The 24040-nt window shown below is 62.9% G+C and carries 22 protein-coding genes; 12 read left to right on the forward strand and 10 right to left on the reverse strand.

Annotated elements, in window-relative coordinates; all coding sequences use genetic code 11:
* Nucleotides 1-120: 120 nt before the first annotated feature.
* The 6 genes from ACVC5H_RS22550 to ACVC5H_RS22575 all read right to left on the reverse strand — a co-directional run bounded on the left by ACVC5H_RS22550 (nt 121) and on the right by ACVC5H_RS22575 (nt 5913).
* Complete coding sequence (locus tag ACVC5H_RS22550) at nt 121-942, reverse strand: phosphodiesterase (protein ID WP_489619948.1); 822 nt, start codon at nt 940-942, stop codon at nt 121-123.
* A complete protein-coding gene (locus ACVC5H_RS22555) occupies nt 939-2033 on the reverse strand; it encodes an ABC transporter ATP-binding protein (RefSeq protein ID WP_489619949.1) in 1095 nt (364 codons plus the stop codon). Before ACVC5H_RS22555 ends, ACVC5H_RS22550 begins: the two co-directional genes overlap by 4 nt.
* Nucleotides 2030-2833: an ABC transporter permease gene (locus tag ACVC5H_RS22560; RefSeq protein ID WP_489619950.1), complete on the reverse strand. Its 804-nt coding sequence runs from the start codon at nt 2831-2833 to the stop codon at nt 2030-2032. The genes ACVC5H_RS22555 and ACVC5H_RS22560 overlap by 4 nt, the downstream gene beginning before the upstream one ends.
* A gap of 10 nt (nt 2834-2843) precedes the next feature.
* Nucleotides 2844-3725, reverse strand: a complete 882-nt coding sequence (locus tag ACVC5H_RS22565) for an ABC transporter permease (protein WP_489622745.1) — start codon at nt 3723-3725, stop codon at nt 2844-2846.
* A 30-nt stretch (nt 3726-3755) separates the two neighbouring features.
* Nucleotides 3756-4763, reverse strand: a complete 1008-nt coding sequence (locus tag ACVC5H_RS22570) for an ABC transporter substrate-binding protein (RefSeq protein ID WP_489619951.1) — start codon at nt 4761-4763, stop codon at nt 3756-3758.
* Between the two features lie 64 nt (nt 4764-4827).
* A complete protein-coding gene (locus ACVC5H_RS22575; RefSeq protein WP_489619952.1) occupies nt 4828-5913 on the reverse strand; it encodes a LacI family DNA-binding transcriptional regulator in 1086 nt (361 codons plus the stop codon).
* A 522-nt stretch (nt 5914-6435) separates the two neighbouring features.
* Here ACVC5H_RS22575 and leuS point away from each other — a divergent pair.
* From leuS to ACVC5H_RS22630, 11 genes are all read left to right on the forward strand, one after another.
* Nucleotides 6436-9084, forward strand: coding sequence for a leucine--tRNA ligase (leuS, locus tag ACVC5H_RS22580; RefSeq protein WP_489619953.1), 2649 nt, complete (start codon nt 6436-6438; stop codon nt 9082-9084).
* Between the two features lie 28 nt (nt 9085-9112).
* On the forward strand, nt 9113-9658 hold the full coding sequence (locus ACVC5H_RS22585) for an LPS-assembly lipoprotein LptE (protein WP_489619954.1): 546 nt from the start codon (nt 9113-9115) through the stop codon (nt 9656-9658).
* A gap of 18 nt (nt 9659-9676) precedes the next feature.
* Entirely contained in the window at nt 9677-10696 is a 1020-nt protein-coding gene (holA, locus tag ACVC5H_RS22590; protein WP_489619955.1) for a DNA polymerase III subunit delta, read from the forward strand.
* Between the two features lie 58 nt (nt 10697-10754).
* Nucleotides 10755-12023 (forward strand): glutamate-5-semialdehyde dehydrogenase, encoded by a 1269-nt coding sequence (locus ACVC5H_RS22595; protein ID WP_489619956.1) that lies wholly within the window; start codon nt 10755-10757, stop codon nt 12021-12023.
* Between the two features lie 35 nt (nt 12024-12058).
* The gene (locus ACVC5H_RS22600; RefSeq protein ID WP_489619957.1) at nt 12059-12484 is read left to right on the forward strand and encodes a CopD family protein; all 426 of its coding nucleotides are present in this window, start codon (nt 12059-12061) and stop codon (nt 12482-12484) included.
* Nucleotides 12485-12550: 66 nt separating this feature from the next.
* Nucleotides 12551-13156: a 2-hydroxychromene-2-carboxylate isomerase gene (locus tag ACVC5H_RS22605; protein WP_489619958.1), complete on the forward strand. Its 606-nt coding sequence runs from the start codon at nt 12551-12553 to the stop codon at nt 13154-13156.
* Between the two features lie 92 nt (nt 13157-13248).
* Entirely contained in the window at nt 13249-14505 is a 1257-nt protein-coding gene (locus ACVC5H_RS22610; RefSeq protein WP_489619959.1) for a THUMP domain-containing class I SAM-dependent RNA methyltransferase, read from the forward strand.
* Between the two features lie 177 nt (nt 14506-14682).
* Entirely contained in the window at nt 14683-15096 is a 414-nt protein-coding gene (locus ACVC5H_RS22615) for a DoxX family protein (RefSeq protein ID WP_489619960.1), read from the forward strand.
* A 144-nt stretch (nt 15097-15240) separates the two neighbouring features.
* On the forward strand, nt 15241-16089 hold the full coding sequence (locus ACVC5H_RS22620; protein ID WP_489619961.1) for a dioxygenase family protein: 849 nt from the start codon (nt 15241-15243) through the stop codon (nt 16087-16089).
* Nucleotides 16090-16142: 53 nt separating this feature from the next.
* Complete coding sequence (locus ACVC5H_RS22625; RefSeq protein ID WP_489619962.1) at nt 16143-17042, forward strand: LysR family transcriptional regulator; 900 nt, start codon at nt 16143-16145, stop codon at nt 17040-17042.
* A 129-nt stretch (nt 17043-17171) separates the two neighbouring features.
* Nucleotides 17172-17780 carry a hypothetical protein gene (locus ACVC5H_RS22630; protein ID WP_489619963.1) on the forward strand — a complete coding sequence of 203 codons (609 nt, stop codon included), beginning with the start codon at nt 17172-17174 and terminating at the stop codon, nt 17778-17780.
* Between the two features lie 22 nt (nt 17781-17802).
* Here the strand turns inward: ACVC5H_RS22630 and ACVC5H_RS22635 are convergent, their stop codons facing one another.
* The gene (locus ACVC5H_RS22635; protein WP_489619964.1) at nt 17803-19437 is read right to left on the reverse strand and encodes an alkaline phosphatase D family protein; all 1635 of its coding nucleotides are present in this window, start codon (nt 19435-19437) and stop codon (nt 17803-17805) included.
* 360 nt (nt 19438-19797) lie between these two features.
* Here ACVC5H_RS22635 and ACVC5H_RS22640 point away from each other — a divergent pair, with 360 nt between their 5' ends.
* Nucleotides 19798-21000 carry an ammonium transporter gene (locus ACVC5H_RS22640; RefSeq protein WP_489619965.1) on the forward strand — a complete coding sequence of 401 codons (1203 nt, stop codon included), beginning with the start codon at nt 19798-19800 and terminating at the stop codon, nt 20998-21000.
* Between the two features lie 106 nt (nt 21001-21106).
* On the opposite strand, the gene ACVC5H_RS22645 is transcribed toward ACVC5H_RS22640, so the two are convergent.
* From ACVC5H_RS22645 to ACVC5H_RS22655, 3 genes are all read right to left on the reverse strand, one after another.
* Nucleotides 21107-22135 (reverse strand): methionine synthase, encoded by a 1029-nt coding sequence (locus ACVC5H_RS22645; protein WP_489619966.1) that lies wholly within the window; start codon nt 22133-22135, stop codon nt 21107-21109.
* A 25-nt stretch (nt 22136-22160) separates the two neighbouring features.
* Nucleotides 22161-23144, reverse strand: coding sequence for a DUF1852 domain-containing protein (locus tag ACVC5H_RS22650; RefSeq protein ID WP_489619967.1), 984 nt, complete (start codon nt 23142-23144; stop codon nt 22161-22163).
* A gap of 299 nt (nt 23145-23443) precedes the next feature.
* Nucleotides 23444-23635 (reverse strand): hypothetical protein, encoded by a 192-nt coding sequence (locus ACVC5H_RS22655; RefSeq protein WP_489619968.1) that lies wholly within the window; start codon nt 23633-23635, stop codon nt 23444-23446.
* Nucleotides 23636-24040 lie beyond the last annotated feature (405 nt).

The raw sequence follows: 24040 nt of genomic DNA on the forward strand, positions 1-24040 counted from the left end.
GCTCAGGACAGGCTTCGATATGGCCCTAAAAGGGCCTGCTCAGGACGAACGGTAGATAGTGCATCCAATTCATTGATCTCTCCGAGAGATTTGTGAGAGCTCATCCATCTCTACAGAAGATCAATCGATCAACTCATCCCCATCGTAAAACGGATACGGTCCATCGAACTGACCGATGAAGGCCGTATGGCTGACCAGGCTCCTGGCCGCCGCATCCCACCAGTGCAGCTGGAATCCCGGCGGCTCCATCACGAAGCAGGACGGCGCCTGCGGATCCAGGTCCAGTTGCACCTGATGCGACACCCCCGGACAAGTCGTGGCCAGCGTCCCACCGAAGCGGCGCTGGATCGAACGATGCAGGTGTCCGCACAGGATGCGCTCGACCTGCGGATGCTTGCGCACCACCGCTTCCAGCGCCTGCGGATTGGCCAGGCCCATGTCATCCATGTGGCCGATGCCGGTGGTAAAGGGCGGGTGATGCATGGCGATCACGGTCGGACGCTCAGGCTGCTGCGCCAGCACCTCATCCAGCCACTGCAGGCTGGCAGGCGCCAGCTCGCCGCCGCTGGCACGCGGGATGACGGTATCGAGCGCGATGATACGCACGGCATGCTCCTCGATCACGTACTCGATGCGCTCGCCGCCCTGCTGCAGGTAGGCATGCTCCGGAAACGCCGCCCGCAAGGCGTTGCGCTCATCATGGTTGCCCGGCAGCAGATAGTAGGGCATCGCCAGCGGCGCCAGCAGTTCGCGCAGGCAGGCATATTCGGAAGGCTTGCCGAAGTCCACCAGGTCACCGGTGATGACCAGCACATCGGGACGCTGCTTCAACCCGTTGACCTGCTGCACGCAGCGCCGCAGGGCCTCGGCGGTATCGACGACGCGATAGGATTTCTTGCCATCGGTCTTGATGTGCAGATCGGAAATCTGTCCCAGAATCATGTGGTCTCCTTTGCGGCGCGCGGCGCCACCTTCACCAGCGCCTCGGCCGGCACGCGGATGGCGATCTGCTGTCCGGTCTCCCAGTAGCCACGGCGACTGGTCTCGGCGATGATGGGACGCTCCACACCAATCTCGATTTCAAAACGGGTGCGGTCCCCCAGGAAGAACGAATTGAGCACCTTGCCCTGCACGCAGTGCCCGTCGGCTTCGCTGACGTCGACCACCTGTACATCCTCCGGCCGGAACATGGCGCAGGCCGGCTGTCCCTGCTGGGCGGCATCGAGCTTGTCGAGCAATTGCAGGCTGCCGCTGGGCAGCAACAACCTGTCTCCGGACACGGTCCCTTCCACGCGGTTCATCGCGCCGATGAAATCGGCCACGAAGTCATTGGCGGGATGATAGTAGATTTCGCGGGGTGTGCCGATCTGCGAGATCTTGCCGCGCTCCATGACGACGATGCGGTCTCCCAGCGCCATGGCTTCGCCCTGGTCGTGGGTGACGTAGATGGCGGTGATGCCGAGGCTGCGCAGCAGCTTGTTGAGATCACTGCGCACGGCTTCGCGCAGCTTGGCGTCCAGCGCGGTCAGCGGTTCGTCCAGCAGCAGCACGCGCGGCTCCATGGCCAGTGCGCGCGCCAGTGCCACACGCTGCTTCTGGCCGCCCGAGAGCTGGTCCACGCGGCGATGCGACAGGCCTTGCAGATGCACCATGTCCAGCAGCTGCTCGACGCGCTCGGCCCGCTCGCCGGCCGGAATCTTGCGGATCTTCATGCCATAGGCGATGTTCTCGCCCACGCTCATGTTGGGGAACAGCGCATAGTTCTGGAACACCATGCCCACACCGCGCTTTTCGATGGGCAGCGCGGTCACGTCTTCGTCGCCGAAGAGCACGCGCCCGCCTTCATCGGGAAACTCCAGCCCCGCGATCATGCGCAGCGTGGTGGTCTTGCCGCAACCCGAGGGGCCCAGCAGGACCAGGGTTTCACCGGGATGGATCTCGAGGTCCAGCGGCTGCAGTGCGCGCGTGCCATTGGCGAAGGACTTGGCGCATTGCTGCAGGCGGATGGAAACAGCTTCTTGCTTGGGCTTCATAGACTGACTTTCTTGCGTGTTGCCTGGCTCGCCCACTGCATGCCGATCAGGAGCGGAATGATCATGAAAAAGAAGATCAGCGTATAGGCCGATCCCACCTCCAGCCGCATCGATGCATAGGCATCGGCCAGGCCCACCGGCAGGGTCTGGGTCAGCGGCGTGTGCAGCATCCAGGTGATGTTGAATTCGCCGATGGAGAGCGTGACCACCATCAGCGCGCCGGCCAGGATGCCAGAGGCCGCATTGGGAATGACGATGCCGAAGAAGCGGCGCAGGCGTCCGGCACCCAGGCTGGCAGCGGCTTCCTCCAGCTGCGCCAGTTGCGAGGACTGCATCACCGCCAGTACCGGACGCACCATGAAGGGCAGCGTGAAGATCACGTGGCCGACCAGGATGAAGAAGATGCTGGCACGGAACTCGCGCAGCTGGCCATAGGCCATGATCAGCGCCAGTGCGGTGGCCAGGCCGGGCACGGCTACCGGCATCATCAGCAATTCCTCGATCACGCGCGCCAGGCGACTATGGCCGCCACGGTAGCGCGCCAGCATGTAGGCCAGCGGCACCCCGGACACCAGCGTCACCGCCAGGCAAGCCAGGGCGATGATGAGCGAGCGCCAGATGGTGGGCTGGTACATGTCCCACACCTGGGCCACCCAGCGCAGCGTGAGCCCGCTGGACAAACCGACGAAGAAATTCTCGGTCACACCGGCCAGCATCGACAACACCACCGGCACCACCAGGAAGGCACATACCAGCAGCGTGAAGGCCAGTTGAAGATAAAAACGGAAACGATTCTGCATGGCCTCTCCCTTATGCCGCCGCAGCAACGCCGCTGCCGGTGAGCGAACGCGCCAGCGCCAGCACGGCCCAGGTGAACAGCCCCAGCACGATGGACAGCGAAGCGGCCGTGGCAAAGTTGGCGTAGCCGGTAAATTCGTTATAGATGGTCATGGGCAGCACGTCGATGTTGGCGGCCAGCGTGAAGGCCGTCCCGAAGGCGCCGACACTGGTGGCAAAGCAGATCGCCCCCGACGAGATCAGCGCCGGCAGCAGTGCCGGCAACACCACGTGCAACAGCACCTGCCAGGGCTTGGCACCCAGCGAACGCGCGGCTTCTTCCAGCGACGGGTCGAGCTTTTCGGCGGCGGCCACCACGGTCAGGATCACGCGCGGAATCGAGAAATACAGATACCCCAGAAACAGCCCCGCCAGCGAATACGCAAACACCAGCGACTCACCGAAGAGCCAGTTGGTCAGCGAACCGATCAGACCCTGGCGCCCGGCCAGCATGATGACCATGAAGCCGACCACCACGCCGGGAAAGGCCAGCGGGAAGGTCAGCATGGCCAGCAACAGCGACTGGCCGGGGAAGCGATTGCGTTGCAGGAACAAGCCCACGAACACCGAGATGGCCAGGGTGGCGGCCGTGACCACCGCCGACAGCAGCAGCGTGGAAACCAGGCTGGTGAAGTAATGGCGGTTGGTCAGCACCGACAGGTAGGCCATCGCCCCCTCCGGTCCCGAGGCGCCCACGCCGACCAGCCGCACCATGGGCAGCAGCCAGAAGGCGCAGAAGATCGTCAGGCCGGGCACGGCGAACCACAGCCACACGCCGTTGCCCGCTGCACGGGGACGCGCACCCGGCGACTTGCCAGCCACCGGCGCGGGCGCACCGGAGACGGAGGGGGTCATGCTTTTCATGCTTGCTCCTGCGCTCTGCATTTAACGCACTTCGGCCAGGTAACGCTCGCCGAACTTGCGCTGCGCTTCGGCCATCTTGCCGTAGTCCACCGACTTGGCACGGGCGTATTCAGCAGCCGGCAGGAAGCGCGCTTCAGCTTCCTTGGACATGGCCGAGGCACGCACCGGACGCAGGTAGGCATTGGCCCAGATGGCCTGGCCCTGGTCGGACAGCAGGAAGTCCAGCACCTTCTTGGCGTCGGCCTGGTGCGGGCCGTTCTTTACCAGCGAGACCACGTAAGGCACGGTGACGGTCCCTTCGGTGGGGATCACGAAGGCGACGTTGGCGTGGTCCTTGTACTTGGCACGATAGGCGTCGAAGTCATAGCCCAGCAGGATGGGAATCTCACCCGAGATCAGACGCGCGTAGGAGGTCTGCTTGGGGACGATGGGCTGGTTCTTCTGCAGGTTCTTGAAGTAGGTGATGGCCGGCGAGAAATCGTCCAGCGTGCCGCCCATGGCCTGGTTGATGGCCACTGCACCGACGTAGCCGACGAAGGCCGAAGCCGGGTCCAGGTAGCCGATCAGGCCCTTGTATTCCGGCTTTTGCAGGTCGGCCCAGGACTTGGGAACGGGCTTGCCCTTCAAGGCATCGACGTTGACCATGATGCCCATGGTGCCGGAGTGAATGGTGACCCAGTAACCGTCAGGATCCTTCAGTCCGTTGGGAATCTCGTTCCAGTGCGCCGGCTTGTAGGCGGCCACCAGGTCCTTGTTCTTCGCTTCGATGCCGAAGGACACCCCCAGGTAGGTGAAATCAGCCACCGGGCTGGCCTTCTCGGCCGTCAGCTGGGCCAGGGCCTGGCCACTGTTCTTGTTGTCGGGCGGCACGGTGATGCCGGTCTTGTCCTTGATGGCCTTGATCTGCGCGGCCCAGTCCGCCCACTCGGGCGGGCAGTTGTAGCAGATCGCGGTCTGGGCCGAAGCGGCCAGGGAAGCCGACAGCAACAGCGCGCCGGCAGCGGTTTGAATAACACGTTTCAGGAACATGTCAGATCCTTTCCTATAGGTTGAACAACGAAGGTACAGCGAACTTCAAAAAAATCAGGATGCATCAGGATGCGTGTTGCGAAAGCAGCGCAGGTGGCGCCACCGATCCCCCTTCGCGCAGCACGTGCGGGAGGATGTGGCGCACACCAGCGGTAGCGGGAACGGGTGCATCATCGCCAGCCGCCGCGGCAGCAGCCGGCAAGGCGCGCTCGATGGCCTCGACCAGGGTGCGCACGGCGACGTCGCCGATCTGCTCCGAGGGCTGCACCACGCTGGCCAGCACCGGCTCGATGAGCGCGCCCACGGGGATGCCGTCAAAGCCCATCACCGAGATATCGCCCGGCACCTGCAAGCCCAGCGCGCGCAGGTCGCGCATGGCGCTCAGGGCCAGCAGGTCGTTGGAACAGAACAGTGCGGTGGGACGGTGCAGCGGGTCGGCCATCATCTGCTGATAGTCGGTGGCGGCCGTCAGCGTGTGGCGCTCGACCTCGATGGCCGGCAGCGGCGCCAGACCGGCAGCGTGCATGGCGTCGAGATAGCCGCAGTAGCGCTGCATGGCGCGGTCGGAGGCATTGAAACGGCCCGAGAGCATCTGGATGCGGCGGTGCCCCAGCGCGATCAGGTGGCTGACGGCATCGCGGGCGGCGACGCGGTTGTCCACCGAGACCGAGGCCCGGTGCGCCGCCGCGTCGGCCGCAGCCAGCTGGTTGTAGGCCAGCACGAAGGGGATGTGCTCGCGTTCCAGCAGGTCCAGCGTGGCATTGGCACCGGCATCGGCCACCGTCAGGATCATCCCGTCGACGCGATGGCCCAGCAACAGTTCGACGGCCGCCGATTCGTCTTCCGGCAGGTATTCGGTGGTGGTGAACATGACCGAGTAGTCCAGCTCCCGGGCAGCCAGCTCAATGCCCTGCAGGCATTGTGCAAAGACCGTGTTGGAGAGCGTCGGCACCACTACCCCGACCGTGCGCGAATTGCCGGCGCGCAAGTTGCGCCCGGTGAAATTGGGACGAAAACCTAGTTCGGCGATGCTGCGGTGGATTTTCTCGGCCGTTTCCGCGCTCACCGAACCCGGCTTGTTGAGCAGACGGGAAACAGTGGCAATGGAGACACCAGCCAGATGGGCAACTTGTTTGATGGACGGACGCACGGGGGTTTCGGGGCAAATGAAAACGATTTCATGATGCCGGCCGATTGTTACGCCCTCATGACGATGCACTTTTGTGGATATGAAGCAAAACGCCAAAAACCGCCTGCCCGGGGCGTCTCACTCTTTCACGCCAGGGTTCCGCCAAATTCACCTGTAACGCAATAAAAAATTGCTTTTTCACAATTTTTCGATATTTAACAAGAATACTTTCGAGAAACCTCCGCCAACGCGCAGACGATGGTTTCATACGCCATGTCAGCCGTCCAAGCTGGCCAGCCTCACCATTCCAGCCCGTCGCCCCCCTCGTTGGCAGGAACAGTGTAGCTGCTATCCCTGTCGCCGCCTGCTCTGGCACAGGGGTCTTGGCCCGCCTCTTTACGGAGGCGGGCTTTTTTTCGTCCTGCGGGAGCGGTGCGGCCGGCGAGGTCGGCCGGAATGCCGCGCCGGGGTGGCGAGCCGGTATAATGCAGGGTTTCGAATTGCAATCCCTTCCCAACCGAATTCCATCCGTATCAGCCCGTCATGCAAGATAAATACAGCCCAGCCGAAGTCGAACAGTCCGCGCAGCAGCATTGGAACGCCATCGACGCCTACAAGACCGTCGAAAACGCCCGCGACAAGGAAGGCCGCGACAAGAAGAAGTTCTACGCCTGCTCGATGCTGCCCTATCCCTCCGGCAAGCTGCACATGGGCCACGTGCGCAACTACACCATCAACGACGTGATGTACCGCTATCTGCGCATGAACGGCTACAACGTCCTGATGCCCATGGGCTGGGACGCCTTCGGCATGCCCGCTGAAAACGCCGCCATGGCCAATGGCGTGCCGCCGGCGCAGTGGACCTATTCCAACATCGAATACATGAAGTCGCAGATGCAGTCCATGGGCCTGGCCATCGACTGGTCGCGCGAGATGACCGCCTGCCGTCCCGAGTACTACAAGTGGAACCAGTGGATGTTCCTGAAGATGCTGGAGAAGGGCATCATCTACAAGAAGACCGGCACCGTGAACTGGGATCCGATCGACCAGACCGTGCTGGCCAACGAGCAGGTCATCGATGGCCGCGGCTGGCGCTCGGGCGCCGTGATCGAAAAGCGCGAAATTCCGATGTACTACGCCAAGATCACCGACTACGCCGACGAGCTGCTGGAACACGTCGAGACCAAGCTGCCCGGCTGGCCCGAACGCGTGCGCCTGATGCAGGCCAACTGGATCGGCAAGTCCACCGGCGTGCGCTTCGCCTTCCCGCACCAGATCAAGGGTGCGGACGGCCAGCTGATCAACGACGGCAAGCTGTTCGTCTTTACCACCCGCGCCGACACCATCATGGGCGTGACCTTCTGCGCCGTGGCCCCGGAACACCCGCTGGCCACGCTCGCCGCAGAAAACAACCCGGCCCTGCAAGCCTTTGTCGCCGAATGCAAGCAAGGCAGCGTCATCGAAGCCGACATGGCGACGATGGAAAAGAAGGGCATGCCCACCGGCCTCTACGTGACCCATCCGCTGACCGGCGACCAGGTCGAGGTGTGGATCGGCAACTACGTCCTGATCACCTACGGCGACGGCGCCGTGATGGGCGTGCCGGCGCATGACGAGCGCGATTTCGCCTTCGCCCGCAAGTACGACCTGCCGATCAAGCAGGTCATCGGCGTGGACGGCAAGACCTACTCCACCGAGGCCTGGGAAGAATGGTACGGCGACAAGGAAGCCGGCAAGACCATCCACTCCGGCAAGTACGATGGCCTGGGCTATCAGGCCGCCGTCGATGCAGTGGCCGCCGATCTGGCCGCACAAGGCCTGGGCGAGAAGAAGGTGACCTTCCGCCTGCGCGACTGGGGCATCTCGCGCCAGCGTTACTGGGGCACGCCTATCCCCATCATCCACTGCCCGGATTGCGGCGACGTCCCCGTGCCCGAGAAGGACCTGCCGGTGGTGCTGCCGGAAGACTGCGTACCCGACGGCAGCGGCAATCCGCTGAACAAGCATGAGCAATTCCTCAAGGTCGACTGCCCTTGCTGCGGCAAGCCGGCCCGCCGTGAAACCGACACCATGGACACCTTCGTGGACTCGTCCTGGTACTACATGCGCTATACCTCGCCGGGCAGCAACGAGGCGATGGTGGACTCCCGCAACGATTACTGGATGCCCATGGACCAGTACATCGGCGGCATCGAACACGCCGTGCTGCACCTGCTGTACGCACGCTTCTGGACCAAGGTCATGCGCGACTTCGGCCTGGTCAAGTTCGACGAGCCCTTCACCAACCTGTTGACGCAGGGCATGGTCTTGAACGAGACCTACTATCGCGAAGACGCTGCCGGCAAGAAGACCTGGTACAACCCGGCCGACGTGGACCTGTCCTTCGACGACAAGGGCCGCCCGGTCTCGGCCATGCTGAAGGAAGACGGCCAGCCGGTCATGATCGGTGGCACCGAGAAGATGTCCAAGTCCAAGAACAACGGCATCGACCCGCAGGCCCAGATCGACCAGTACGGTGCCGACACCGCCCGCCTGTTCACCATGTTCGCTTCGCCGCCGGAACAGACACTGGAATGGTCCGGTGCCGGCGTCGAAGGCGCCAACCGGTTCCTGCGCCGTGTCTGGGCTTTCGGCTACAACAACGCCGCGCGCATTACCGCTGCAGGTGCGGTCGATGCAGCCCAGCTCGACGATGGCCTGAAGACCCTGCGCCGCGAAGTGCACAAGGTGCTGCAGCAGGCCGACAACGACTTCAAGCGTATCCAGTACAACACCGTGGTCTCGGCCTGCATGAAGATGCTCAACACGCTGGAAGCCGCCAAGCCGGCTGCCGGTGCGGCCGGTGATGCAGTGATCGCCGAGTGCTTCTCGATCTTCCTGCGCGTGTTGAACCCGGTGGCCCCGCACATCACCCACGTGCTGTGGCAGGAACTGGGTTATGCCGGCACGCACGGCGACATCCTCGATGCCGCCTGGCCGCAGGTCGATGCCGCCGCGCTGGAGCAAAGCGAGATCAAGCTGGTGGTGCAGGTCAACGGCAAGCTGCGCGGTGAAGTCACCGTGTCCAAGGACGCCGACAAGGCCGCCATCGAAGCTGCTGCCCTGGCCAATGAAGACGTCAAGAAATTCCTGACCGGCGCACCGAAGAAGGTGATCGTGGTGCCGGGCAAGCTGGTCAACATCGTTGCCTGATCCGGCCCAACTCAACCGACGGAAATCCATGCACGCTCAAGTCCAAATCAAGCGTTTCCCGCAATGGCTGCTGATGGTGGCCGCAGCCGTATTGCTCACGGCCTGCGGCTTCCATCTGCGCGGTGCGGCCGACCTGCCCTTCAAGACCATCTACCTGGGCTTCGGCCCCAACTCGGCGGTGGGCGTGGAGCTCAAGCGCAACATCGAGGCCAGCGGCGCCAAGGTGGTCTCCGATGTCAAGGACGCCGAAGCCAACCTGAAGGTGCTGGCCGATGCGCGCGACCGCCAGGTACTGACCCTGAACACCAATGGCCGCGTGCGTGAATATGCGCTGTTCCAGCGCTTCACCTTCTCGGTCACCGATGCCAAGGGCGTCATCCTGATCCCGCCCACGGCCATCACCCTGCGCCGCGTCATTACCTATGACGAGAACCAGGAACTGGCCAAGCAGGCTGAAGAAGCGCTGCTCTACCGCGACATGCAGTCCGACCTGGTGCAGCAGATCCTGCGCCGCCTGTCGGCCTCCAGGACGGCCATCCAGAACGAGAAGGCTGCGGCCGGTTCGGATTCCTGATCGGCCTCCAGGATCGCCATGCAACTGCGCCACGACTCCCTGGACGCCCATCTCGGCAAATCGCTGGCGCCGCTCTATGTGATCGCCAGTGACGAGCACCTGCTGGCGCTGGAGGCGGCCGACAAGATCCGCCGCAGCGCCCGTGCCAACGGCTATACCGAGCGCGAGGTGCTGGTGGTCGAACGCAGCTTCAAGTGGGGCGAACTGCTGGCGGCAAACCAGTCGCAATCGCTGTTCGGCGACAAGAAGCTGATCGAACTGCGCATCCCCACCGGCAAGCCCGGCAAGGATGGTGGCCAGGCGCTGCAGGATTACGCGGCCAATCTGTCGCCCGACAATCTCACCATCATCAGCCTGCCCAAGCTGGACTGGGCCACGCAGAAGGCGGCCTGGGTCGGTGCCCTGCAGCAGGCGGCCGTCTACATCGACATCCCGCTGGTGGAGCGCGCCCAGTTGCCGGGCTGGATCGGCAACCGGCTGGCCGCCCAGCAGCAGAGTGCCGACCGGCCCTGCCTGGACTTCATCGCCGATCGCGTGGAAGGCAACCTGCTGGCCGCGCACCAGGAGATCCAGAAACTGGCCCTGCTCTACCCGGCCGGCCAGCTCAGTTTTGAACAGGTGCAGGACGCGGTGCTGAACGTGGCGCGTTACGATGTCTTCAAGCTCAACGAAGCCATGCTCTCCGGCGACATCGCGCGCCTCACGCGCATGATGGAAGGCTTGAAGGGCGAGGGCGAAGCGCTGCCGCTGGTGCTGTGGGCCGTCACCGAAGAAATCCGTACCCTGCTCAAACTGAAGTCCGGCATGGCCCAGGGCAAACCCGTGGGCGCGCTGTTGAAGGAATACCGCATCTGGGGCCCGCGCGAACGGCTGATGGAACCGGCCCTGCGCCGCATCGGTCTGGCCACGCTGGAACAGGCCCTGCAGGAAGCGGCCCTGGTGGACCGCATGGTCAAGGGCCTGCGCGCCCGCAGCTTTGCCGGCGACCCGTGGGACGCCCTGCTGCAACTGGGCCTGAAGCTGGCGCGCGGACGCTGAACCGCCTTACATAGACAGACCGAACCCGACGCGCCCCGTGCGCCCCGGAGGAACCCGAATGGAAAACATCGAACTCTACATGAACCGCATCGGCCAGCAGGCCCGTGCCGCCTCGCGTGCCATGGCGCGCGCCGATACCGCCGCCAAGAACCAGGCACTGCTGCTGATCGCTTCCGCCATCCGCCGCGACGCCGACCTGCTGCGCGCGGCCAATGCGCTGGACCTGGAAGCGGCCCGCGCCAACGGCCTGGCCGAGGCCATGCTGGACCGCCTGACGCTCTCGGACAAGGCCATCGCCACCATGGCCGAAGGCCTGGAGCAGATTGCCTCCCTGCCCGATCCCATCGGCGAGATCAGCAACATGAAGTACCGCCCGACCGGCATCCAGGTCGGCCAGATGCGTGTGCCGCTGGGCGTGATCGGCATCATCTACGAAGCCCGTCCCAATGTGACGGTGGACGCTGCAGGCCTGTGCATCAAGAGTGGTAACGCTACCATCCTGCGTGGCGGTTCCGAAGCCATCCATTGCAACCAGGCTCTGGCCAGGCTGGTCAAGGAAGGCCTGGCCGGTGCCGGCCTGCCGGAAGAAGCGGTGCAGGTGGTCGAGACCACCGACCGCGCCGCCGTGGGTGCGCTCATCACCATGCAGGAGTACGTGGACGTGATCGTCCCGCGCGGCGGCAAGGGCCTGATCGAGCGCCTGATGAAGGAAGCCAAGGTACCGATGATCAAGCACCTGGATGGCATCTGCCACGTCTACATCGACGACCGTGCCGACACCCGCAAGGCGTTGGACGTGGCCTTCAACGCCAAGTGCCATCGCTACGGCACCTGCAACACCATGGAAACCCTGCTGGTCTCGCGCAACATTGCCGCTGCCATCCTGCCGCCGCTCTCCGAACTGTATCGCGTCAAGGAAGTGGAGCTGCGCTGCGATGCCGAAGCTGCCGAGATCCTGGCCGGCTATCCGCTGCTCAAGGCAGCCACCGAAGAAGACTGGGACACCGAATACCTGGCTCCCATCCTGGCCGTGAAAGTGGTGGCCGACATGGACGAGGCCATCGAGCACATCAACCGCCACTCGTCCCAGCATACTGACAGCATCATCACCGAGGACTACACCCGCGCCATGCGCTTCCTGCGCGAAGTCGATTCGGCGTCCGTCATGGTCAATGCCTCGACGCGCTTTGCCGATGGTTTCGAATATGGTCTGGGTGCCGAGATCGGCATCTCCAACGACAAGCTGCATGCGCGCGGCCCGGTCGGGCTGGAGGGCCTGACCTCGCTGAAATACGTGGTGCTGGGCCAGGGCCAGGTACGCCAGTAATCCGGTAATTTCTTACGCCAACGACAAGGACCGTCATGCTCTGGATCAAAGCCCTGCACATCGTCTTCATCGCCTCCTGGTTCGCCGGCCTGTTCTATCTGCCGCGCATCTTCGTGAACCTGGCGCAAGAGACCGACCTGGTGGCGCGCGAACGCCTGCTGGGCATGGCGCGCCGCCTGTACCGCTTCACCGGCATGATCTCGCTGGTCGCGCTGGCGCTGGGCATCTGGCTGCTGGCCATCACCTGGTCCTTCTGGAAAGGCCCGGGCAATGGCTGGCTGCATGCCAAGCTGTTCCTGGTAGTGCTGGTGATCGGCTACCAGCACGCCTGCGGCTCGCTGCTCAAGAAATTCGAACACGGCAAGAACGTGCGCAGCCACCTCTGGTACCGCTGGTTCAACGAAGTACCGGTGCTGCTGATGCTGGCCATCGTGATCCTGGTCGTGGTCAAGCCGTTCTGATCGTTCTGCAATTTCCCGGCAGTCTTCGTACGCGTCATCCACACCCTCATCCTTCCGGAGCTGGTCATGAGCAAAGTCTGTGAGTACTTCTTCGCGCCGCATTCCCCCTTCGCCTACCTGGGCCACGAGCATTTCGTCGCCCTCGCCGAACAATACCAGGTGCAGATCCTGCCCAAGCCCTTCGATCTGTCCAAGATCTTCGGGGTCTCCGGCGGCCTGCCGCTGGCCAAGCGCGCACCGCAGCGCCAGGCCTATCGCTTGAAGGAACTGGCGCGCTGGAGCGAATTCCGGGGCAAGCCCATGATCCTGCAACCGACCTATTTCCCCGTCAACAGCGACAATGCCTCGCGCCTGATCATCGCCACCCAGTTGGCCCACGGCACCGCCGCCGCGTTGCGCCTGACCGGCGCCATCATGCGCGCGGTGTGGGAAGAACAAAGGAACATCGCCGACCCCGACACCCTGGTGGCCATCGCCAATGCCCAGGAACACGACGGCGCTGCCCTGCTGAAATCGGCCGAAACCGCCAGCGTGCAGGCCGAATTCGACCGCTTCACCGATGAAGCCAATGCCGCCAGCGTCTTCGGCGCGCCGTGGTACCTCTACGAGGGCGAAGGTTATTGGGGCCAGGATCGCCTGGACTTCATCGAGCGCGCCTTCGCGAAAGGCTGAGCGGCCAGCGTACAATGACGCCGGACTGCTCCCGTGCAGTCCGGCGTTTTCATTTCTGAACCCCTGTTTTCCAACGGACAAAAGGTACTCCCATGCAATCTCCCGACACCCAGCATTCTTATTTCTGCCCCTGCCCGCGCGGCCTGGAAGCGGCCCTGGCCGAGGAACTCAACGAGATCGCCCAGCACGCCGGCCCCGCCGCCAACCTCAAGGTACACAACCAGGTGCCCGGTGGCGTGCACTGCTCCGGTACGCTGCTGGCGGCCTACCAGATGAACCTGCACTCGCGCATCGCCAGCCGCGTGCTGCTGCGCATGGGCCATGGTTCCTACAAGAACGAGAACGACATCTACGACCTCACCCTGGCCCAAGCCTGGGAAGACTGGTTCAAGGTCTCGCACACCATCCGCGTGGACCTGACGGCCGTGAAGTCGCCCCTGCGCAGCCTGGAATTCACCACGCTCAAGATCAAGGACGCCATCTGCGACCGCTTCCTCGACCAGTTCAAGCTGCGTCCCTCGGTCAACACGCGTACGCCTGACATGCGCATCGCCGGTTTCGTCGATGCCCACAATTTCACGGTCTACCTGGATACCTCGGGTGAGGCGCTCTTCAAGCGCGGCTGGCGCGAAGAAACCGGGGACGCGCCGCTGCGCGAGAACCTGGCAGCAGGCCTGTTGCGCACCGCCGGCTGGAAGCCGGGCGTGCCGTTGTTCGATCCCATGTGCGGTTCCGGCACCATCCTGGCCGAGGCGGCGCAGATCATCGCCGGCGTGCCGCCGGGCGCGCGTCGTCGCTTTGCCTTCGAGAAATTCAGCAACTTCGATGCCGACGCCTGGTTCGGTATCAAGGGCGATTTCAAACCCAATCCGATTCCGACCGCGCCCACGCTCTTCGGCAGCGACATCTCCGGCGACATGGTGGAACTGACCCGCAAGAACCTGGTGCGTGCCGGTGTGCATTTCGAGGTGCCGTTGAAGCAGATCGAGGCACAGGAAATCAAGCCGCCGCTGGACGCCGAGGGCAAGCCGCTAGTCGGCATCATCCTCTCCAACCCGCCCTACGGCGAGCGTATCGGCGTGCGCGGCGACCGTGCCCTGCCCACCGAGGAACTGTTCGCACAGTTCTTCAGCGCCTTCTCCAGCACCTTGAAGCAGCGCTTTGCCGGCTGGAGCGTGTTCCTGTTCTCGGCTGACCTCGGCCTGCCCAAGCTGATGCGCCTGAAGGAAGCGCGCAAGACACCGTTCTTCAATGGCGCCCTGGAATGCCGCCTGTTCCGCTTCGACATGGTGGCCGGCTACAACCGCCGCGAAGAAGCCAAGCCGGTCCCGCGCGACAGCGAAGACTGAGCCTGCCATGTGCGGATGGATTGTCAACTTCCGCAAGACAATCCATCCCGCCGCAGCCGGTTTATCCGGCTCGCATTCTTCCCTACAGTGTGGACGTGGCCAGTGCCGATTGCGCATGCAAAAAAATCGCGCAACGCTGGCCCTCCTTCATCCACTCCACACTTTTCCGGGATCATCATGACCACCGTTACCGTCAACACCCGCGCCGACTACGCCGCCTTCCTGCTGCGCGTCACCATGGGCATTTTCTTTCTGGTCCACGCCGGCCTGAAAATCTTCGTCTTCACCCCGGCGGGCACGGCCGGCTTCTTTGCCTCGCTGGGCGTGCCCGGCTGGTTCGCCTATCCGGTCATGGCGCTGGAAGTGGTGGGCGGCATTGCCCTGGTACTGGGCTACTATGGCCGCTGGCTGGCCCTGCCGCTGGCAGCGGACCTGCTGGGTGCAATCGTGCTGGTGCATGGCAAGGCCGGTTTCTTCTTCACCAACCCCAAGGGTGGCTGGGAATACCTGGCACTCTGGATCGTCGGCCTGATCGCGGTGTTCCTGCTGGGCGACGGTGCCTTTGCCCTCAAGCGCGAAGCGCAGCGCTGATCCGGCATCGGTGGCAACATCGGCCTCATGCATCGCCGGGCTCATGCCCGGCGTCACGCATTGAGGCCCCCGCATTGAGACCCCGATTAGCACCAATGTTATAAATGTTTTATATCCTTTATAGGGATTCACAAGGAAATCATCATGTCCACTGCGTCCACCCTCACAGATAGCCTCCCCCTGCCCTCGCTGTTCGTCTCGCATGGTTCACCCATGCTGGCCCTCGAACCCGGCCGCACGGGTCCGCTGCTGGCGGGCATCGGTGCGGCATTGCCGCGTCCGCGCGGCATCGTGATGGTGTCGCCGCACTGGGAAACCTTCACCCCGCGCGTGGGCAACCAGAGCCGGCCGCGCGTGATCCATGACTTCGGTGGTTTCCCGCCGGCACTCTATGAACTGGACTATCCTGCCCCGGGCGCTCCCGCCCTGGCCGAGCACGTGGCGCAGCGCCTGCGCGATGGCGGCCTGCCGGCCAATACCGACGGCGGCTGGGGCCTGGATCACGGCGCCTGGGTGCCGCTGCGCTACCTGTATCCGCAGGCCGATGTGCCGGTGATCCAACTGTCGCTGCAATCGCAGCAGCCTCCTGCCTATCACTATCAGGTGGGCCGCCTGCTGGCGCCGCTGGCCAAGGAAGGCATCCTGCTGATCGGCTCCGGCAGCTTCACGCACAACCTGCGCGAACTGCGCCGCAGCGAGACTGACGGCGGCGATGCCCCGCATACGCTGGAATTCCTGCGCTGGTTCCTCGATCGCATGCAGGCGGGCGACCTGCAGGGCCTGTTCGGCTACCGGACCACCGCCCCGCATGCCGTGCGCACCCATCCCAGCGATGAACACCTGCTGAGCCTATTCTTCGCCATGGGCGCGGCCGATGACTGGACCCAGCTGGTACACCTGGACAGCGGTTCGACGTATCATAGCCTGCGCATGGACGCCTTCGCCTTCGGCACCGGCTCCCGCCTGCTGGCACAACTTCCGGCAGCTGCCTGAGCCGCCGTCTTTCCCGGCGGCGCCAGGGCAGCGCCATCTCGGGGACAGACGATTTGAACAAACTGCGCGAAATCGAGTGCTTCATCGCCGTGGCCGACCTCGGCAGCTTCGTCAAGGCGGCCGATGCGCTGGGCATCTCCAAGGCCGCCGTCTCGCGCACCGTACTGGAACTGGAAGCCCGGCTGGGTTCGCGCCTGATGCAGCGGACCACGCGGCGGCTGTCCCTCACCGAAGCCGGCACCCTCTACCTCGAACGCTGCAAGCAGATCGTGGCCGCCCTGGAAGAAGCCGACGACCTGCTCCTGGCAGGCAGTGCCAAACCCGCGGGCCTGTTGCGCATCAATGCCCCGGTCACCTTCGGCATCCTGCACCTGGCGCCGCTATGGCCGATGTTCCTGGAGCGCCATCCGGAGGTGGAACTGGACATCACCTTGTCGGACCGCATCGTCGACATCATCGATGAGGGTTACGACCTGGCCATCCGCATCGCCAGATTGTCGGATTCGACGCTGGTGCATCGCAAGCTCACCAGCACCAGTTTGCCGATCTGCGCGTCCCCCGCCTATCTTGACCAACATGGCACGCCCCGGCATCCGCACGATCTTGCACAGCACCAGATCATCAGCTACAGCTACAACCAAGGCCGGGACGAATGGCAGTTCAGCGGGCCGGAGGGGCCGGTGAGCGTGCGGGTCAATGCGCGCATGCACGTCAACAATGGCGACAGCTGCGTGCAGGCCGCGCTGGGCGGTGCGGGCATCACGCGCCAGCCGACCTTCATGATCGACCAGTACCTGCGCAGCGGACAGCTGGTTCCCCTGCTTACGGACTTCACCGTGCCCGACCTGGGCATCTACGTGGTCTATCCCAGCCGCGCGCATCTGCCGGCCAAGGTCAGGGCCATGCTGGATTTCCTCTCCGAGGCGTTCGCCCAGGTGCACTGGAGCGACTGATCCCGCTCACCTGGGGGCGGTATCGGACCTTGCCGCCAGAGATCAATGAAGTGTTACCGGATGCTTCGCTTTGCCACAGGCGCGGGTACGCCTGCTTAAATCTGGGCTTTCAATTTGCGGAGTTGTTTCATGCCCGGCTTTGCTCTGCCCGCTTTTCCCAAGTCGCTGCTGTGCGCTGCCGCCTCGGCCCTGATGCTGGCCACGGCCATACCGGCCATGGCTACACCGCTGGTCGATCTGATCGCCAGCGACATCCTGCCCATGACCGAGCAGCTCAAGAGCGACCTCAAGCTCAACCCCAACCAGCAGATCCTGTGGCGCCAGACCGAGCAAAAGACCCGCGCCATCCTGGCACAGCGCCAGCAACGGCGGGCGCGCCTGCAAGAACATACGGATCAGGTCCTGCATGCGCCCGGTGGCGATTTCCGCGACCTGGCCGCCGACTATGACAACGATGGCCGTGCCGCCGAAGAGGAAGGACGCCAGTTGCGCGAGATCTGGTTTGGGATGGCCGATGCACTCGATGATGGCCAGCGCAAGCAGGTCCAGGATTACATCCTGGACCGCATGCAGCGCGTGGCCGATGGCCCGGCCCGCAGTGATGGCGGACGAGGCCGTTCCGGTGGCGCAATGGGCGGCCGTGGCGGGATGGGGGGCGGCAGTATGGGTAGCGGTGGAATGGGTGGCGGCGCAGGCGGCATGGGCGGCGGCAGCTTCAGCACCGATAACGGCTTCTGATGCCGCGCCGCCCTTGTCCCGGTCACGCCTGCTCGGGCGGCAGCTCGACCTTGTAGATTTCCTTGCCGTCGGTGTTGTGCAGGGTGACGGTCAGGGTTCGGGTCTTCGCATCGATCTTGCCGATGCCAAAGAACTGCAGCAAGTCGGCCGGTGAGCGGTTCTGCTTCATGTCGGCAGGGATGCTGACGAAACGCACGTCCGGACCGAAGGTGCGATCGATCTCGCCGGGCCCGAAGGTGCCGGCATTGATCGGCCCGCCGACGAATTCCCAGAACGGTTTGAAGTCGGTGAACTGAGCCCGTTCGGGCGAGTAATGCGTGGCCGAAGCGTAATGCACGTCGGCAGTGACCCAGACCACGTTCTTGATGTCGTGCTGCTTGATGAAGCGCAGCAGTTCAGCCACCTCCAGCTCGCGCCCGGACGGTTTACCGTTGTCGGCGTTGGCCCAGGCTTCAAAGGTCCCCTTGGGTACATCCGGGTTCAGGTCCGGCACCACGATGGACAGCGGCATATCGCTGGCGATCAGCTTCCAGGTCGAGCGCGAACGCAGCAGCGCCTGCTTGATCCAGCGCATCTGCTCCGGGCCGAGGAAATCGGCATCGTGCCCGCCCTTCTGGCGATTGGGCGAATTGCGGCCGCGATAGCTGCGTTCGTCCAGCATGAACACTTCCAGCAGCGGTCCGTGCTGGAAGGCGCGATAGATGCGGAAAGGATCGGCGCTATCAATGCGGAAAGGGTTGTGCTCGAACATGGCCTGGCGCGCACGTGCGGCCAGCACGTCGATGTTGCGCTCGTCATAGCGCTTCTCGGCCGCGCCGATCTGCTGGCCCGGATACCAGTTGTTGCGCACCTCGTGGTCATCCCACTGCACCAGGAACGGCACCTCGGCGGCGAAGCGGCGCTTGCTGGCGTCCAGCATGTTGTAGGCGAAGTTGCCGCGATAGTCCTCCAGCGTCTGGGCTACCTTGGACTTGGCTTCGGTCACCACGTTGCGCCACAGGGTTCCGTCGTCCAGCTTCACTTCCGCCTGGATCGGCCCATCGGCATAGATCTGGTCGCCCGAGTGGATGAAGAAATCCGGACGGAAGCGGCGCATGCTTTCATACACCCGATAACCACCCCACTGCTCGTTGATCCCCCAGCCCTGACCCGCCTCATCACCCGAGAAGGCAAAGGTGACGTCACGCACCTGGCCATGCGCCGAGGCCGGCACCATGAGGCTGCCGGTCAGCGGCTCGCTCAGGGCCGACTCATGCACCAGATCCTGGAAGCGCACGCGATAGTAGACGCGCTGCCCCGCCGGCAGGCCGCGCAGATCCACGCGGGCGGTGTAGTCCTCGCGCGCCAGCGCGGTGGGGCCGGCGATGCGGATGGGGTTGGAGAAATTCTCGCTGGTGGAATATTCGACCAGCATGCGTGCATTGCGGTCGGCACGGGCCCAGACCATGGCGCTGTCGCGGGTGACGTCGCCGCTCATGATGCCGCCCGGGAATTGCGGGCGCAGGCGTTCGGAAGTGATGATGGACGGCGCGGCGGGCTCAGTCGCGGACAATACAGCGGGGCTGGCGATCACGGCGGCGCTGCCCACGGCAGTAACGGCGGTGTCGCGCAGGAAGCGGCGACGGCTGTGATCGGCGGGCGGATTCTGATCGGGCATGGCAACTCCTGTGAGGGTGAGGTAAAGCGAAGTGAAGGGGGAGTTGCAATTTAGCAATCGAGTATGACCGTTCCATGAAAGGAGGATGACCAAGCCTGACCGGGCAGTCGGAAGGCAAAAATTGAGGGGATTTACCGGAAAAATTCGAGCCTGCCCTCGTTGCACCAAAATGCAGCCATCCCGCCAGACGCACATCACGAACGCACATCATTCGTGCAGAACCTATCCCAACATTCAGCTGACGCACCGATAAAGTCCTTTCAAATCAACTCACTACGAAATAATCACCAAAATGGAACGAAAATTGCTTAAGTCCGGGCTTTCGATTCTTTTATTGCACAATTTTTGGGAGATTTTCTGGTGGACGATCACAAAAACGGCGCAGACGCCCTCTTCATTCTGCTAGGGGCGATCATGATCCTGGCCATGCATGCCGGCTTCGCCTTCCTGGAATTGGGAACGGTGCGCAAGAAGAACCAGGTCAATGCCCTGGTGAAGATCCTGGCGGACTTTGCGGTGTCGACCATCGTCTATTTCTTCGTCGGCTATTACGTGGCCTATGGGGTGAGCTTCTTCGCGGGTGCCGGGACGCTGGCTGAGCGCAGCGGTTTCGAGCTGGTGAAGTTCTTCTTCCTGCTGACCTTCGCGGCGGCCATCCCGGCCATCATTTCGGGCGGCATTGCCGAGCGCTCCAAGTTCAATCCGCAGCTGGTGGCCACTGCCGTGCTGGTGGGCCTGGTCTATCCCTTCTTCGAGGGCATTGCGTGGAACCAGCACCTGGGTGTGCAAGCCTGGCTGGCGGCGAGCTTTGGCGCCGAGTTCCATGACTTCGCCGGTTCCATCGTGGTCCACGCCGTGGGCGGCTGGATCGCGTTGCCGGCCGTGCTGCTGCTGGGTGCGCGCCGTGGCCGCTACAGCAAGGAAGGCGCGGTGGCGGCGCATCCGCCTTCCAATATTCCCTTCCTGGCGCTGGGCGCATGGATCCTGACGGTGGGCTGGTTCGGCTTCAACGTCATGAGTGCGCAGACGCTGGACAAGATGAATGGCCTGGTGGCGATGAATTCACTCATGGCCATGGCCGGTGGCACGCTGGTGGCACTGCTGATGGGCCGCAACGACCCCGGCTTCGCCTACAACGGCCCGCTGGCGGGGCTGGTGGCGGTGTGCGCCGGCTCGGACCTGATGCACCCGCTGGGCGCGCTGGTCACCGGCGGCATTGCCGGTGCGATTTTCGTGTGGATGTTCACCCGCACCCAGAACAAGTGGAAGATCGACGACGTGCTGGGCGTGTGGCCGCTGCACGGGCTGTGCGGTTTGTGGGGCGGGCTGGCGGCGGGCATCTTCGGGCTGCAGGCGCTGGGGGGACGGGGTGGCGTGTCCTTCATGGCGCAGCTGATCGGCAGCCTGATGGGCATTGCCATCGCGGCGATGGGCGGCTGGGTGGTGTATGGCTTGCTGAAGAAGGTGGTGGGGATTCGCCTGGATCCGGAACAGGAGTTCGAGGGGGCGGATCTGGCGATTCACAAGATTTCTTCTACGGCGGAGAGGGAGACGAGCTGGTAAGCGCGTTGAAACGACTACGGAAAAACAATCTCTGCACCCAGAGATTGTTTTTCGCGGGGCAGCAATACCGTATGTACGCAAAGGGCCTGCCCTTTTGAGCAAAGAATCAAGCCCCCAGCTCCCCCCGCACCATCTCCGCCCCCGCCCTCAACGCACCAAGCTTGCCCCGGGCAACCTCCCGCGGCAACGGCACCATCCCGCAGTTGGTAGAAGGATAGAGCTTGTCAGCATCCACAAACTGCAATGCCTTTCGCAAGGTCGCCGCCACTTCCTCGGGCGTTTCCACAGTGTGATTGGCCACATCGATAGCCCCCACCATCACCTTCTTGCCGCGAATGAGTTCGATCAACTCCATGGGCACGCGCGCGTTGTGGCATTCGAGTGAGACGATATCGATATTCGATGCCCGCAACCTGGGGAAGGTCTCCTCATACTGCCGCCACTCCGAGCCCAGCGTCTTCTTCCAGTCGGTGTTGGCCTTGATGCCGTAGCCATAGCAGATGTGCACGGCGGTCTCGCACTTCAGTCCCTCGATGGCGCGCTCCAGCGTGGCCACGCCCCAGTCATTGACTTCATCGAAGAAGACATTGAAGGCCGGTTCATCGAACTGGATGATGTCCACACCCGCCGCCTCCAGCTCACGGGCTTCCTGGTTGAGGATCACGGCGAACTCCCAGGCCAGTTTCTCGCGGCTCTTGTAGTGGCTGTCGTAGAGCGTGTCGATCATCGTCATGGGTCCCGGCAGCGCCCACTTGATCGGCTGCGCAGTCTGGCTGCGCAGGAATTTCGCATCCTCCACGAACACCGGCTTCTGGCGCGACACCGCACCCACCACCGTGGGCACGCTGGCGTCATAGCGATTGCGAATGCGCACCGTCTCGCGCCTGGCAAAATCCACGCCGTCGAGATGCTCGATGAAGGTGGTCACGAAATGCTGGCGCGTCTGCTCGCCGTCACTGACGATATCAATCCCGGCGTGCTGCTGCTCTTGCAGCGACAGGCGCAAGGCATCGCGCTTGGCTTCCAGCAATTCATCTCCCTGCAGCTTCCAGGGCGACCACAGTTTTTCGGGCTCGGCCAGCCAGGCGGGTTTCGGCAGGCTGCCGGCGGTGGAGGTGGGCAATAGTTTTTTCATGATGAAGACCTTGTTGGTGGAGCGTTCAATGCGCGTAACGGGCGGACCATTGTTCGAGAACGGCGCGGTAGGGCTTGATGAAATGTTCCTCGGCATAGCGCCCCTGCTGGACCGCCAGGCGACTGCGTTCCTCGCGGTCATAGACGATGCGCGTCACCGAATAGTCCTGATGCTGCAGGCTGGGCTGATAGGTCTTGCCCGCCGTCGAATTGGCGTTGTAGATTTCGGGTCGGTAGATCTTCTGGAAAGTCTCCATCGTGCTGATGGTGCTGATCAGTTCCAGGTTCGTGTAGTCGCGCAGCAGATCGCCGCTGAAGTAGAAGGCCAGCGGGGCGGCGCTGTCGGGCGGCATGAAGTAACGCACCTGCAGGCCCATCTTCTCGAAATAGGCGTCCGTCAGCGACGACTCGTTCTGCAGATACTCCACACCCAGCACCGGGTGAAAATTCTCCGTGCGGTGATAAGTCTTGCTGCTGGCCACGCTCAGGCAGATGACCGGCGGCTTGCTGAAGTGCGCACGATACGCATCCGAATCCACGAAACGCTTGAACAGCTTGCCATGCAGCTCACCGAAGTTCTCGGGCACGCTGAAGACCGGCTGATCCTTGGTGTGCTCCAGCAGCACGACGCTGAAGTCATAGTCCCGCACGTAAGAAGAGAAGTTGTTGCCGACGATGCCTTCGATGTGCTCGCCGCTGAGGTGATCGACGATGTTGGTCTTCAACACTTCGATCAGCGGCAGGGCAGGAGCGCACTCTTCACCCTCGATGCCCAGCTCCACCGAAATGATCTCCAGCTCCACCGCATAACGGTCGGCCTTGGGATTGTCCCAATGCGCCAGCGCATTGAAGCGGTTATTGATCATGCGGAAGGTATTGCGCAGGTTTTCCCGGCGCTGCGCCCCCCTGGCCAGGTTGGCGAAATTGGTGGTGATGCGCGTGTTGTCGGCTGGACGATAGTCCTCGTCGAAACAGATGCGCTTGATGGCGAATGACAAGTCTTGGTTCATGGTGCTCCTGCGCCCCTTTGCGGTAATCAAGCCTGCGCGCCTGCCTCCATACGGTGAAAGCAGCCCTTGCCCGGACTTGATGCGGTCAATGTTCAGGGCGAATTCTATGTCGGCTCATCCATGAATAAAAATGATTTGATCTCATTGATCGATGAGATCAGCTCATACAAAGAGAAATGCAAGCTACGAACACACGAAAAAAAGCCCCGCTCCTCGCGGAGCAGGGCTAACGCCTTCTCGGGGGGATGAGAAGGCGGGACAGCAATCCGGCGCGGAGGCTGCGCCGGAGCAGTTGCGTTCTATTCCATGCCGGCCTGGGGCTGTGCCGCAAAAAAGTCGGCCATGTTGCCTTCGGTCCAATCCTTCACCAGCACACCATCACACCAGACCCGGTAAGCGTACAAGCGATGTTCGTCAGCCGCGCCCAGCGGGCAGCTTTCGACGATGTAGCTTGTCGCACCGGCACATATTTTCATGTAGTGAGAATTCATGTGTATTCGTCTTGCTCGCCCACGACATCCCAGGGTCTTGCTGCGCCGGCAACTTTCATCGGCATGAGTTTTCCGCGTGATCCCGAAAGCCTTGACGCAAGTCAGTTTCCGGCCAGAACCACGGCCCGTCTCTGACATCATTTTGCAATGGGCACTACAATGTTCGGTTGGTACGAACGTCATCTCCATCGATACGCAGGAACAGACTCCCGCACGACGAGAAAACGTTCCGCACAAGGTACACGTAAGCTCCCTTTACTACAGTTCGGATAGCTGTTTATCCATATTGGCCCATGGCCTCACCCGCCAGCTGGTCAATATATGACAAATATTATATTTATCTGCATTTTCGCATCTTTAAAATATTAAATATGCAAAATATAAAAATTTGTCTGTCCTCAGTTA

It is taken from the genome of Herbaspirillum sp. Her3 (assembly GCF_057961275.1).